The following is a 13515-nucleotide window of genomic DNA, read 5'->3' on the forward strand; positions in this document are numbered from 1 at the left end:
GACATCATCAGCGACGACCCGGCAACCTACGTGACGCAGATCACGGTGCCGGTTGCCCCAGCAAAGTAAGAACCGCCCGGAAGGCATCGTGCTTCCGGGCGGTTCTTCAATTTGGTTATCGACGCCTTAAGCCTCCGGCACCTGACCAGTCGCCAGGATCTGCTCGAGGGCGTCCTCGTCCAGCACGGGTACGCCCAGCTGCTCGGCTTTGGTGAGCTTGGAGCCCGCTTTGGGGCCGGCAACCAGATAGCTCGTCTTCTTGGACACGCTGCCCGAGACCTTGGCGCCGAGCACCTTGAGCGCCGCGCCTGCCTCGTCGCGGGTGCGGTTGACGAGCGTGCCGGTGAGCACGAAGGTCAGACCCGCGAGCGGTTGTGCATCGGCGAGCTCGCCCGCCACGCCCGCGTCGGCTGCGGCTTGTGCATGCGCGGCGCCCAAGTCGACCTCGAGCGACAGACCCGCCTGGCGCAAACGCTCCAGCACGGCAAGGTTTTCGGGCACGGCCAGGAACTGCTTGACGCTCGCCGCAATCTTGGGACCGATGCCCTCGCACTCGGCGATGTCCTCTTCACTCGCCAAGATGAGCTTATCAATCGACAGGAATCGCTCGGCGATGACCTCGCCCACGCTCTTGCCCACGTGGCGGATGCCCAGGGCAAACAGCACGCGACCGAGCGGCTGGCTCTTGGACTTGTTGAGCTCGGCGATGATTTTCTCGGCCGTCTTGAGGCCCACCGGGATGGGGTCGCCCTTCTTGACGCCCTTTTTGCTGTTGGAGCTAGCGTACACGCGCCCTGTGTCCAGGCCTGCGATGTCGTCGACCGTGAGCTGGTAGAAGTCCGCGACATCGTGGATCAGGCCGGCAGCGATCATCTTGTCGACGATCTCGTCGCCCAGGCCGTCGACGTCCATGCAGCCGCGGCTTACCCAGTGAAGCAGGCGCTCCTTGAGCTGTGCGGGACAGTCGATGGACACGCAGCGGTAGGCAACCTCGCCATCCTCGTGGACCACGGGGCTACCGCACACGGGGCAGACCTCGGGCATGTGCCAGTCGACCGAATCGGCCGGGCGTTTATCGAGCACCGGACCTACGACCTCGGGAATCACGTCGCCCGCCTTGTGCACGATGATAGTGTCGCCCTCGCGCACGTTTTTGCGACGGATCTCGTCGATGTTGTGCAGCGTGGCGCGCGCGATGGTGGAGCCGGCAACCGTCACCGGGTCGAACTCGGCGACCGGTGTGAGCACACCGGTGCGGCCCACCTGGATGCGAATCTCGCGCAGGACGGTCTGCTTTTCCTCGGGCGGGAACTTAAAGGCGATGGCCCAGCGCGGTGCGCGGGCGGTAAAGCCCAGGTCGAGCTGCTGCTGGAAGCTGTCGACCTTTACGACCACGCCGTCGATGTCGTAGTCCAGGTCACCGCGGTGTTCGAGCGCCTGGGCACAGAACTCGTGGACCTCGGCGGGTGTGGCACAGCGAGCCACGTTAGGGTTGACGCTAAAGCCGGCGCTACGCAGCCAATCGAGGAACTCGCGCTGGCTGTGGACGTGCAGCGGATCGGTATCGGCGATGGCATAGATAAAGGTAGCGAGATCGCGGCGCGCCGTGACCTTGGGGTCCTTTTGGCGCAGGCTGCCGGCGGCAGCGTTGCGCGGGTTGGCGAAGGGGTCGCGCCCCTCGGCATCGGCCTCGTCGTTCAGGCGCACAAAGCTGCCCTTGGGCATATAGACCTCGCCACGGACCTCGATGGTGCGCTCGCGGTCGGCGCCCATGTGGGCGAGCGCCGGCTCGGACAGGTGAATGGGCACATCCTTGATGGTACGGACGTTGAGCGACACGTCCTCGCCCGTGGTGCCATCGCCGCGTGTGGCTGCGCGTACGAAGGTGCCGTTTTGGTAGGTAAGCGCCACGCCCAGGCCGTCGATCTTAAGCTCGCAGGTATAGGTGACGCTGCCGGCACCGAGCGCATCCTCGGTGCGCTGGAGCCACGCGTCGAGTTCGTCCAGATCCATGGCATCGTCCATGGAATACATGCGCGCCATATGCGTGACCGGCGTAAACTGCTCGCTCACGTACCCGCCCACGCGCTGGGTATAGCTGTCGGGCGTCACCAGGTCGGGGTAGGTGGCCTCAATTTCCTGCAGCTCAACGAGCATCTTGTCAAAGGCGGCGTCCGTGATCTCGGGCGCATCGAGCATGTAGTAGCGATAGGCGTGGTAATCGAGCTCGTGGCGCAGCTCGGCCGCACGCGCTGCCGCCTGGGCACGGGCATCGGCCGGTACGGCGGTATCCGTGCTCGCGGGCGTTTCGGTATCGATGTCCACGCCGTCACCAAACAGGCTCGATTGCTCCATAGCGGCACTCCTTCGCTCGATTTCAAACGGATACTAGAGTACCACCGGTCGCAATGAGGCCGAATAGCGGTCTCGAACCGCACCGAATCGGCAGCCGCCAGACTGGGGTGGATCGCGCGATCAAACCATGCCCCTGTCAGTTCCAAATGATCCGTTTTCCTCCGTCCCCAACGGATCAATAAGAAAAAAGGGCTGTCCCACGTTGATGGGACAGCCCCCCCTGGCCTCGATATGTGCGAAACGGCTCGCTAGTAACCCTGACCGTAGCCTTGACCCTGGCCCTGCTGGCCCAGCAGCTCCTCCAGGTACTGGCGCAGCTGTTCGTCGGTAATACCGCCGTTGCCGGTGTCGGTCGCGCTGTCGTCCTGCTGCTGGTTCTGCAGCTCCTCGTCGGAGCCCAGCTCGACGGTAACCTTCTTCTCTTCCTTGCCGCGCATGAGCGTGATCTCGACCTTCTCGCCCACCTCGTGGCTGCGCAGCGCGATGATCAGGCCATCGGCGCTCGAAATCTCATCGTCGCCCAGCTTGGTAATGACATCGCCCTCTTGGATGCCGGCCTTGGCGGCAGGACCGTCCTCGACGACGCTTGCCACGTACGCGCCGCTATCGGTGCTCAGCTTGTTAGTGCGAGCATTGAGCGCGTTGACGCTCGAAAGCGTGGCGCCCAGGTACGGATGAACCGGCGTCTTGCCGTCGATGATCTGGTCGGCAATGTTCTTGGCATAGTTAACGGGAATGGCAAAGCCCACGCCCGAGCTGGAGCCCGAGTAGCTCTCGATGAGCGAGTTGATACCCACCAGCTCACCGTTGTCGTTAACGAGCGCGCCGCCGGAGTTGCCCGGGTTGATGGCGGCATCGGTCTGGATCATGTTGGCATAGATGGTGTTACCGTTGGTAGAGCTCATGGCCGTGGAGCGATACAGCGCCGACACGATACCCGTGGAGACAGACTGCTCGTTGCCGAACGGCGAGCCGATCGCCATGACCCACTCGCCCACGTTGAGCTTGGAAGAGTCGCCGATCTCGATCGGCGTGAGCTTAGAGGCGTCAGCATCCTTGAGCTTGATGACGGCTAGGTCGCTCGAAGCATCGTTGCCCACGAACTCGGCCTCGTAGGTGGTGCCGTCGTCCATGGTCACCACGTACTGGTCATAGCCATCGACCACGTGGTTGTTGGTGAGGATGTGGCCCTCGGTATCGAGCACAACGCCCGAACCGACGCTGCCCGAGCCGTCCGACTCGTCGGCAGACTGCGAAAGCGAGCCATTCTGGCCGCCGCTCGAAGTGGCGGTAATGGAAACCACGGAGGGCAGCGCCTTGGCAGAGACGGCCTCGGCCAGCGTGGTGTCCTCGGAGTCGATCGTAATCTTTTGCGTCGATGAACCCGAAGCACCCGCCGTCACGGCATTCTTTCCGCTGCCAATGTTGAGCGTGCCACTCATAATGAGCGCAATGACCAGCAGGGCGCCGCATGCACAGCCGGCGAGCGCCGTAATAAAGATCGGCAGCTTTTTGGTCTTAGTCTTGACCACGGTGTGCTTGTTTACAACCTGCTGGCTGCCCAGCGGCTTTCCGGTCTGCGTGTCGTAGGCCTGCACGTAAGGAATGTTACTGCCATCGGCAGGCGTCGACTCCACCTGCACGCGCGGCTGCTGCTGGGTCTCGCCGGCGTTGCCCGCATCCTGGGGACGCTGGGAATCGTACTCGCTCATAGCTGCGATCCTTTCGTCAAATAACCAAAGGCCCGCCAAACATGTGGCGGGCCATCATTGTTCACGTTGAGTTGTACCCCAAGCTGGGCAGTCCCGAGCACTAGATGCCAAGATTTCAGCTTTGCTTAAGTAATGACATGCTTATAGGCCAATTCGTTTTATGCCGTCATGTCTATTCGATATAACAGTCGATAGCAAAGCTATATGTTGAATCGTTAATGAAGTCCGTAATCGTCGCGCCCATGCCTGATCCGCACGTCCACTTATCCTTCTCCGCGTCGTATGGCGTTGGCCCCCACCCCGTTTCATATGATGCTTCGCCTTCTGCGAAGTAGTTCATCACATATTTATCTTTCTGCATGAGCGCATACCAAGCGTTTGCATACATCACAAGCGGATCGATTTGGACTATCGAGTACTTTCCGGAACGAATCTCAATTTCTGTTTTATCGTTATAATAAGCGACTGTGAGCTCAATCTTGGCAAGCAGCGGCAACGTTTCATCTGATTCCCTCTGGATTGTTATGACATCACCGGCCATAGCGTCGGCAGACACAGTTTTGCTCTCTGGCGTGAAAATAGTCTCTCTGCTTCTTGTTCGCGTTTTTTCATTGCCATTTTCATCTCTGACCACCGTGTCGACCACGAGCGTCAATCGCTTCTGAGCGTCCGGCAACTCCACGGCTTCTGCCATCCCGGCTCGCATCAAAATAGGAGCCCCCGCCATCAGACCTAAGAACTGCTTTCTATCAATCATTCTTCATTCCCCTTGTCTACTTGATTTGACTTTCTCAGCTGAATGGGGATACAGAACAGTCCCGTCAAGTTCCTTATCTTCCACAAAAACTAGAATCCATTTATCACCTGCTTTCAACCCTGAGACATATCCGGAACTTGACTTACGGCGCATATCGATTCTCTTACGGCAACCACTTGGCATAAGCGCCTCAAATTGCCCGTTATGAACATCCGATAGAGCGCGCACCTCGACTGCAACAACCGTGTCGTTTTCTCCCCCATTAGTCGCCCTTAACAGAAAGAAGCTCGCTGCGGTGAGCAAAGCAAAGGAAAGCACCAATAGGAGCATTGCCCTTCGAATGAACTTGTCGCCGTTCACGAGTACAATCAACCCTTGCAATATGTGCCATCGTGAGACGTGTAAATTGATACGTCATATGGAAGAAACTGTAGCTGGTTTGTCCATCCATTCCAAACAACAAGCAGGTACTTCTTGGCATTCGAGTATGTGTTATGCATTGCCACGTAGCCCACAACTGCCATTGCGTGCCCGCTGCCATTTGACCGGAGCCTTCCAGAGAAAATACTCAGATTCCCCGAGTCGGTATTCACCCTAAAGGAATCCCATGACGGATACCAAACGAATGACGTCTCAAGCTCCTTGCCTCGTCTTGCACAAAACTCCTTTAAGGCCGGAGCGGGTTTATCAGGAGAAGTCTTGCCTTGAGTAAAGTACAGACCAGTCGCTTGATCATATTTCTTTTCTTCTTCTTCCCATGTCCCCGACAGCCTCCAAAGCTCCGAGTATAAATCGGACAATTTAAGGCGGTTCAAAGTCACATAGTGACTGCTAACTGCAAACATTGCCGAAACAGCGCAAGCATAAGTCCCCGTTTCTTTGATAACTTCTGTTTGCGTTGGCGTTATTATTCCCGAAACCGTTTTGCTCGCATCAACAACATATCCCTGTTTATACAAATCCTTGGCAGATACAAAAACGTCATCGAAATGTTCCGGCGATCCGCTGCGATTGCCTCCCGAGGACAATTTATTTGGTACTTTTTTTCCACTTGCGTCTAAAACAATGTTTTTATCTAAGTCGGCAACGCCAACAGTTAGCTCGTCAATCTTTAACGCAACGACGTTATCCGAGGATGCGAGGAGTGCAATTTCTTCGCTTGCACTCTCGATAGGTAAAAGAGCGTTCGGAGCCAAGCAGTATTCGCTGATCCACCAAGATCGCTCTGAATCAAATACGACGTAGCCATAGTTAACGTCATCCCGCTTCGCACGAACGATATACCCGATTGATTCCCCATCGGAATTCACCATTTTTACTGGGTCACAAGCGGTCACCGGCTCATCCGATACATCATCAAAGAAAGCCTGCGCTTGCTCCACAGCTATTTGCGGTGTGACACGGACCAAGTCGTCGTCTCCAAAAACCAACCTTGGAGACATCAGGGCGGCAAGCAACACTATGAATCCGACAATCACCTTTCTCGAATAACGCATTTCTTCCTCCATCCGTGTAGTAGGGAGATACGGTAACTAAATGATATTCTCTAGATAGTGTTATACGTTTGATATTGTTTTTACTGACACACTTTTAATCGGTGAAAGGTCTTCTTTTCGCCCTAAACGAGAAAAGGGTACTGGAGAAATCTCCGGTACCCTCACATTGCCCTCTATTTACTTGCTAGTCCTTAAACAGATAGCCCACGCCGCGGACGGTGGTGATGTGCGCCGCGATCTGCGGGCCCACCTTGGAGCGGATGCGTCGGATATGCACGTCGACGGTGCGCGTACCGCCGCAGTACTCAAAGCCCCACACGCGGTGCAGCAGTACCTCGCGGCTGTAGGCGCGGTTGGGATGCGTCGCCAAAAAACTCAGCAGCGAGTACTCCATCAGCGTCAGGTCAATGGGCTCGCTATCGAGTGTCACCTGGTAGGTGGCCAGGTTGATCTCAAGGTTATCGATGTTGAGCACATCATCGGAGGCGACGGGCTCCTCCTCGCCCATCAGACGCTGTGCACGAGCCTTGAGCTCGTTGGGCGTCGCCGTGGGACATACAAAGTCGGCATGCGCATGATTCGGCAGGCGCAGGGTGCCGAGCGCCTCGTCGTCGACGATCACCAGCATGGGAACACCGCCGCGATCGTCGAGCCACTTGGCAATCTGATCGATGCGGTCGCTGCGGATGCCATCGGAATCGAGGATCAGCAGGTCAAAGTCGTGCGCCGCAGTTGGCGAATCGGGGGTGGCCAGACTCACCTCGACACCCAGGGTGGTCGTCAAGCTGCGGGCAAACTCGTGGAAGCGCGTCGTGCGCGCCATGAACAGGGCACTCTTTTCGGACATATCGGCCTCCAAAGAAATGAGCTCAATCGTACTGGGACAAGCCAGCGCGATTAGGAGTTCGCCAGGTAGTGCTTGATCTCCCATTCGGTGATCGTGGACTCAAACTTATGCCACTCGTCGCGCTTCTTTTTGAGGAAGAAGCTATGGATGTGCTCGCCGAGGGCATCCTTCATAAACTGCGAGTCCTCAAACACGTCGAGCGCCTCTTTGAGCGAGCGCGGCAGCGGCGCGTAACCGGCCTCGAGCATCTGACGGCCGGTGAGCTTGAGCGTCTCGGCCGTTGCCTCGGGCGGGAGCTCCAGCTTGCGCTCGATGCCGTCGAGACCAGCCGCCAGCGTGACGGCGTTGACCAGATACGGGTTAGCCATGGGATCGGGGCTGCGAAGCTCAATGCGTGTGGAAAGCTGCTTGCCGGGCTTGTAGACCGGGATGCGGATCATGCTTGCGCGGTTGCGCAGGCCCCACGTGGCGTACTGCGGCACGGAGTCGCCGCCCGTGGTGATGCGCTTGTACGAATTGACCGTGGGGTTGGTGATGGCGCTAATCTCGCGCGCGTGCGCCAAGATACCGGCCATATAGTGCTTGGCGACGTCGGAGAGATGGTACTTCTCGTCGCCCTCGCCCCAAAAGACGTTGTTGCCGTCATGGTCGAACAGCGACTGATGCAAAAACATGGCGCTGCCGTCCTCGCCCGCCAGCGGCTTGGGCATAAAGGAGGCGTGGCAGCCGCTCTCGTAAGCCTGCTGCTTAATGATGAGCTTGGCCGTGGTAATGGCGTCGGACATGCTCAGGGCCTCGGCGTGGCGCAGGCTCATGCCGTGCTGTGAGCGACCGGCGGCGTGGAAGGTGTACTCCACGGGCACGGACATCTTCTCGAGCGTGAGGACCGTGTTACGACGCAGGTCGCGAGCGGCATCGCTCACCGAAAGATCGAAGTAGCCCACGTTGTCGAGCGGCTCGGGCGTGTGCTCGTCGGGGAAGTAGTAATACTCCAGCTCAGCGCCCACGTTGAGCAGATAGCCAGCCTTCTCGGCCTTGCGGAACATGCGGCGCAGGGCATCGCGCGGGTCGCCGGCAAACGGCTTGCGATCGGGAGTGCACACGTCGCAGAACACGCGGGCGACGCCGTTGTGGCTCGGGCGCCACGGCAGAATCTGGAAGGTCGAGGCATCGGGGAACGCCAGCATATCGGCTTCCTCGGGCGTGGCAAAGCCCTCGATGGCCGAGCCGTCAAAGCCAATGCCCTCCTCAAATGCGACCTCGAGGTCCTCGGGGCTAATAGCAAAGTTTTTGAGGCGGCCGAGAATGTCGACAAACCACAGACGCACAAAGCGGATATCACGCTGCTCTACGGAGCGGAGTACGTAATCGATGTTCTGCTGGTTCATGTCGCTCCCCTTTCTTTCGGGCGGGTTTCGACTGGTCTATATCGCAGATACTATCGCAGAAAAATGTTTCCGCAGGGTTAAAGCGTATCAAGCGCTCAAAAAACGTGCGCGCAGGCGGGTGCCAAGCACGAACAGACCGACTCGGACGGGCGGCTAGCGCGAGGTCGAAGCGCGGTATTCGATGTGGCCGGGGATCTCGATGCGCTTGGGGGCGAGCTTCGCGGCGTCGCCCACCGTAGTGGTAACGACGTCGATGCGCTCGGACAGGCGCTCGACCACGCGCTCGGCAATGGTGAGGGTGTCCTGCGCGGCCGTGGTCACGCCGCCAAAGAGCACGTGGTTCCAGGGATAATCGTCAAACGTCGCGATCTTGAGACCCGCCGGCAACGACGGTCCCAACTGTGCCAGTGCCTCGGTCAGGCGCAGAAAGACCAGGCCGTTGACGGCAATGAGGCCGAGCTTTTTGCCTGCATAGCCGCGGATAGTCTCGTCCAAGCGGCCGACGCCCGTGGCACCGCCGTCGGCCAGGGTGACGACCTCGCCCGCAAGTCCGCGTCGAGAAAGCTCGTCGGCAAAGGCCTCGGCACGCTCGCGACGCACGGGGCTGTCATCGCTTGCCTCGGTGAGCAGGCACAGGCGCTCGCTGCCCGCAGCAGCCAAGGCGTCTACCAAGCCGACGACCAGCTCACGGTTGTTAGATGTCGCCAGGTCGACGCCGCTGGCGGCAACATCGCGGTCGAGCAGCACAACGGGCAGACGTCCCGCTGCCGCGGCGATCGCCTCGTCGTTACCGCCGCAGGTGTTGACGACCAGGCCATCCACGCCGGCGTCGATAAGTCTGGTGAGCGACTCCGCTTCCTTAGCGGGGTCGTTACCACTAATGGCCGTCATGAGCGAGCAGCCGCGCGCGGCGGCGCTGGCTGAAAGCCCTTCGAGCATGGCGCTCGAGAACGGGTTGGCGATGTCGGCCAGGATCACGCCGATGAGGTTGGTGCGCGAGCTGCGCAGATTGCGCGCGGCGGCGCGCGGGCGATAGCCGGTGCGCTCGATAACCGCCGCGATGCGGGCACGGGTCTCCTCGGTCATTTGCCCGGGGCGGTTGTTGAGATAGCGCGAGACCGTGGCCGGGCTCACACCCGCCTCGGCGGCAATATCCTTGATTCTCATCTGCGCCATAGCGCACCCCGTTTCCCAACTGTCGGCATTCTGAGCCATTTTAGGCATTTATACGAACTGCCTACGCCACCAGAGCCGCAGAACGATCTTAATTTCACCGCAGCAAATAAAGGGCGCGAGTTAGATAGCCGAGTCTTTGGGCAGCTCGAAATAGTCGGGATGCAAGGCGATAACCGGGCCCTGCTCCTCGGGCATCAGATGCAAGTGCGTCTCTGCCAAATAGCTCGCCGCGTCGGTATCGCCCTTCTTAATGGCCTCGAGAATCCGGCGATGCTGCCGACGAATCGGCTCCCAATCCAGATCCTGCGACACCATACGCAGCCAGTTATACCGCTCAAAATGCGTATTGACGCTCTTCATCCAATCCCACAGCATGTGGCGACCGGCAATCACAAAACACGTCTCATGGAACAGGTTATCCAGATCGAAAAAGCGACGCGTTTCGCTATGGTCGAGCGACTCGGACTCGGTAAGAATCTGCTCGAGCCGCTGCTTTTGCTCGGGCGAGGCGGCCGAACAGCATTTAATAAGCACGCTTCTTTCGAGTTTTTCGCGCAAGAAACAAGCGTTCTCAGCGCGCTCCATGCTGATTTTTGAGACATAGGTGCCGCTTTTGGGACGCGTTTCCACCAGCTCCTGCTCACGCAGGCGCACAAAGGACTCGCGAATGGGCGTGCGCCCGATTCCCGTCTCCTTTTCCAGACCAATCGCCGAAAGGCGTGTGCCGGGCTTGAGCTCGGCATAGATGATCTTGGAGCGCAGTGCGTTGTATGCCTGGTCTTGCAGGCTCTGATAATGCTGGTGTTGTTCCATAAAGCCCTCGGATGAAGCTCACGGTTTGTCGAATACCACGTAATACTATCGCATCCCCCATCCCCTCAATTGCGGTGAAAGAGGCGGTGCTCACGTCGCCAGCACCGCAAGAGCAAGCGGCGGCATCCCGAAACCCGGGACACCACCGCTGTTTTGCTATCGGATGGCGCAGAGACGCCCCTCTTCATGCACCAAGGGGTTGACTAGAGTTCGCAGGCAACCTTGTAGCCATCGCCGATAGCGTCGCGGATGTTGCCGCACTTGTTGGCATCGCCCAGCACGTGGATGGCAACGCCGGCAGCGGCAAGGTCGTCGGCAAGCTTGGTATTGGGACGATAGCCCATGGCAAGCACCAGCGTATCGGCATCGGCGATGGTGTGGATCTGGCCATCCTTTTCGTACGAGATGGTGTCCTCGGTGATCTCGGTCACCTTGGCCTCGGTCAGCACGTGAACGCCCTTGGAGAGCATGCGCGTGATGAGCACCGCGCGACCGGCGCCGCCCTCGTTAGCGGCGAGCGTCTTGGTCATCTCGATGACGGTGACGTCGCGATTGGCCGGCGACAGGTCGTTGACCAACGGGGCCAGGTAATCGGCCGTCTCGCAGCCGACGGTGCCGCCGCCCACGATGACGATCTTCTTGCCCGGGAAAGCCTTGCCGCCCAGCAGGTCGTCAGCCGTCATAACTTGCTTAAAGCCCTGCATAAAAGCCGGAGCGATGGGCTCGGCGCCATAAGCCAGGACAACCTCGTAGCCCGCGTAATCGCGCTGGATGTCCTCGGCGGTCAGCTCGGTACCAAAGACGCACGTGACGCCGGCCTCGGCCAGGCGACGGTACTGATACTTGATCACGCGCGTGAGCTCCTGCTTTGCCGGCGGAACGGCCGCGATGCGCATCTCGCCACCCGGCTCGTCCTGCTTGTCCACGAGCACCACGTTATGGCCGCGCTTGGCGGCAATGTAGGCCGCCTCCATGCCCGCGGGACCGGCGCCCACGACGAGCACGTTCTTCGCCTCGGCGGCAGGCTCGTAGCCGGCCTCGTCGCGCTCCACGTCCGGGTTGACGGTGCAGGAGATGCGCTTGCCAAACATGATGCCGTTCAGGCAGCGCAGGCAGCCGATGCAGGGACGGATCTCGTCGGCGTTGCCGGCAGCCGCTTTGTTGCAGAACTCGGCATCGCACAGATTGGCACGGCCCATCATGCAGATGTCGGCGGCGCCGTCCTCGATCAGCTCCTCGGCAATCCATGCCTCGTTGATGCGGCCGACCGTGGCAACGGGAATGTTCACATGCTTTTTGATCTCGCGCGAGCAGGCAGCGTGCGAGGCCTGCTGCGTGCCGGCAGCGGGAATTGCAGAGCCGCGCTTGATGGTGGTGCCGCCCGACACATGGATCATGTCGACGCCGGCCTTCTCCAGGCGGCGCGAGACGTAGATCATGTCGTTGAGGGTCAAGCCGCCATCGGTGTACTCGTCACCCGAGATGCGGACGTCGATAATGAAGTCCTTGCCACAGCGCTCGCGGATCTCGGCGATGACCTCGAGCAAGAAGCGCATGCGGGCGTCGAGCGAGCCACCGTACTCGTCGGTACGCTTGTTATAGAGCGGGGTCAAAAAGCCGCCGAGCATGCCATGGGCGTGCGCCGCATGAACCTCGACGCCATCGACGCCGGCCTTCTGCATACGCACGGCAGCGTCGCCGAACTGATGCGTGAGCTCGTGGATCTCGTCGATGGTGATGGGACGCGGAGCCTCGCGGGCATAGGACGGGCCCACAAAGGACGGAGCGATGAGGCGCGGGGTGCCCGGAATGTTAAAGGCCATGTAGGCGGGGTGGAAGAGCTGCGGCATGATCTTGCAGCCATACTCGTGGACGGCGGCGGCGAGCTTTTCCCAGCCAGGGATAAACGTGTCGTCGTAGCAGCACATGTCACCCGGCAGATAGGTATAGGTAGGCTCGACCGTCACGACCTCAGTGATGATCAGGCCCACGCCGCCCTTGGCGCGGGCACGGTAATGATCGACCAAGTCGTCGGTCACATAGCCGTGATCGGCCAGGTTGGTAGACACCGGCGGCATAAAGACGCGGTTCTTGACCTCGGTCGTACCGACCTTGATCGGACTAAAGAGCATCGGGTAGGCGGATGACTCCATGCAGGCTTCCTTTCGTTTGAGCCGCTCGGCGGCAAATTACTGACCTATCTATCGTAGTAGCAACCGAGCGGTGCCCGAGCGCACGTGTTCCCCCGGCTTCTGCTCGGTTCACAAAACTCTAGTATACCGCCGATACTGGCACCCCTGAACACCGAACTTGTGTGCTTTTGCCCAGGTGGGTCATGTCCCGACGTACATTTTTGGGAATATTCAGCATCGGAGTGCGCCGCGCAGCGTCCTCGACGCCCCATTTGGTGCGCATTTTGCGCCCGATCGGCATAAATAAGTGCCTACGATGGCGAATTACGCCATCGGAGGCACTTAAAACAGCCGTTCTGCCCCTCTATCGGGACATACGTTTGCTGAATATTCCCAAAAATGTACGCCGCAAGAGGGGGCACCCTCCCTAACGACTCAAATGCGGACGGCCGGCGGCATCGAGTCCAATCGCCGCGCTCGCCCCCGAATGCACAAAGCGCCCCCGTGAACGGATGCTCGCGGGGCGCTTTGATGCCTGAGTCCTATTTGATACCGCGGCCCAGGTCTTCGGCAATTTTGTCCACGCCCTTAAGCGCGGCGCAGGTTTTTTTATTGGAACAATGTCCCGTGCAAACGCCACCTTGAGCGCAGTCGGCGCAGGTGCCCTTGCGATAAATGCGCACGCACACGGCGACAAACGCGATGCCGATAACAGCCAGTACAACAATATCGATAGGTGCCATAGCAAGCCTCCTCTAGTTAACCACCACTTACTTTACCCCATTCTCCACCTGCCAAAAAGGGACAGGTATATTTTGGTCGGTTTTATCTGCGGAAAC

The 13515-nt window shown here is 59.4% G+C and carries 11 protein-coding genes; all 11 read right to left on the reverse strand.

Features of this window, described 5'->3' with window-relative positions; all coding sequences use genetic code 11:
• Positions 1-126: 126 nt before the first annotated feature.
• Positions 127-2355 (reverse strand): NAD-dependent DNA ligase LigA, encoded by a 2229-nt coding sequence (ligA, locus tag DW661_RS05805; RefSeq protein ID WP_118934961.1) that lies wholly within the window; start codon positions 2353-2355, stop codon positions 127-129.
• A 248-nt stretch (positions 2356-2603) separates the two neighbouring features.
• Complete coding sequence (locus DW661_RS05810; protein ID WP_117628959.1) at positions 2604-4067, reverse strand: S1C family serine protease; 1464 nt, start codon at positions 4065-4067, stop codon at positions 2604-2606.
• A gap of 172 nt (positions 4068-4239) precedes the next feature.
• On the reverse strand, positions 4240-4824 hold the full coding sequence (locus tag DW661_RS05815; protein ID WP_117628960.1) for a hypothetical protein: 585 nt from the start codon (positions 4822-4824) through the stop codon (positions 4240-4242).
• Between the two features lie 3 nt (positions 4825-4827).
• The gene (locus DW661_RS10110) at positions 4828-5184 is read right to left on the reverse strand and encodes a hypothetical protein (protein ID WP_117648531.1); all 357 of its coding nucleotides are present in this window, start codon (positions 5182-5184) and stop codon (positions 4828-4830) included.
• Between the two features lie 8 nt (positions 5185-5192).
• Entirely contained in the window at positions 5193-6320 is a 1128-nt protein-coding gene (locus DW661_RS05820) for a hypothetical protein (RefSeq protein ID WP_117583360.1), read from the reverse strand.
• A 184-nt stretch (positions 6321-6504) separates the two neighbouring features.
• Positions 6505-7167, reverse strand: coding sequence for a response regulator transcription factor (locus DW661_RS05825; RefSeq protein ID WP_117583361.1), 663 nt, complete (start codon positions 7165-7167; stop codon positions 6505-6507).
• 50 nt (positions 7168-7217) lie between these two features.
• On the reverse strand, positions 7218-8555 hold the full coding sequence (locus DW661_RS05830; RefSeq protein ID WP_117583362.1) for a glutamine synthetase family protein: 1338 nt from the start codon (positions 8553-8555) through the stop codon (positions 7218-7220).
• A gap of 153 nt (positions 8556-8708) precedes the next feature.
• Positions 8709-9731 (reverse strand): LacI family DNA-binding transcriptional regulator, encoded by a 1023-nt coding sequence (locus DW661_RS05835; protein WP_158568419.1) that lies wholly within the window; start codon positions 9729-9731, stop codon positions 8709-8711.
• A 120-nt stretch (positions 9732-9851) separates the two neighbouring features.
• Positions 9852-10544 (reverse strand): GntR family transcriptional regulator, encoded by a 693-nt coding sequence (locus tag DW661_RS05840; RefSeq protein WP_118934965.1) that lies wholly within the window; start codon positions 10542-10544, stop codon positions 9852-9854.
• Between the two features lie 203 nt (positions 10545-10747).
• The gene (locus DW661_RS05845) at positions 10748-12697 is read right to left on the reverse strand and encodes an NAD(P)/FAD-dependent oxidoreductase (RefSeq protein ID WP_118934967.1); all 1950 of its coding nucleotides are present in this window, start codon (positions 12695-12697) and stop codon (positions 10748-10750) included.
• 521 nt (positions 12698-13218) lie between these two features.
• Positions 13219-13419, reverse strand: a complete 201-nt coding sequence (locus tag DW661_RS05850) for a hypothetical protein (RefSeq protein WP_035136858.1) — start codon at positions 13417-13419, stop codon at positions 13219-13221.
• Positions 13420-13515: the final 96 nt, after the last annotated feature.

The organism is Collinsella sp. AM24-1 (genome assembly GCF_003470325.1).
Classification (GTDB): Bacteria; Actinomycetota; Coriobacteriia; order Coriobacteriales; family Coriobacteriaceae; genus Collinsella.

Excerpts from the sequence above, each read along its gene's own strand:
- DW661_RS05850 (WP_035136858.1), bottom strand. The coding sequence starts at position 13,419 with ATGGCACCTATCGATATTGTTGTACTGGCTGTTATCGGCATCGCGTTT.
- ligA (WP_118934961.1), bottom strand. The coding sequence starts at position 2,355 with ATGGAGCAATCGAGCCTGTTTGGTGACGGCGTGGACATCGATACCGAA.
- DW661_RS05840 (WP_118934965.1), bottom strand. The coding sequence starts at position 10,544 with ATGGAACAACACCAGCATTATCAGAGCCTGCAAGACCAGGCATACAAC.
- DW661_RS05825 (WP_117583361.1), bottom strand. The coding sequence starts at position 7,167 with ATGTCCGAAAAGAGTGCCCTGTTCATGGCGCGCACGACGCGCTTCCAC.
- DW661_RS05845 (WP_118934967.1), bottom strand. The coding sequence starts at position 12,697 with ATGGAGTCATCCGCCTACCCGATGCTCTTTAGTCCGATCAAGGTCGGT.
- DW661_RS05810 (WP_117628959.1), bottom strand. The coding sequence starts at position 4,067 with ATGAGCGAGTACGATTCCCAGCGTCCCCAGGATGCGGGCAACGCCGGC.
- DW661_RS05835 (WP_158568419.1), bottom strand. The coding sequence starts at position 9,731 with ATGGCGCAGATGAGAATCAAGGATATTGCCGCCGAGGCGGGTGTGAGC.
- DW661_RS05830 (WP_117583362.1), bottom strand. The coding sequence starts at position 8,555 with ATGAACCAGCAGAACATCGATTACGTACTCCGCTCCGTAGAGCAGCGT.
- DW661_RS05820 (WP_117583360.1), bottom strand. The coding sequence starts at position 6,320 with ATGCGTTATTCGAGAAAGGTGATTGTCGGATTCATAGTGTTGCTTGCC.
- DW661_RS05815 (WP_117628960.1), bottom strand. The coding sequence starts at position 4,824 with ATGATTGATAGAAAGCAGTTCTTAGGTCTGATGGCGGGGGCTCCTATT.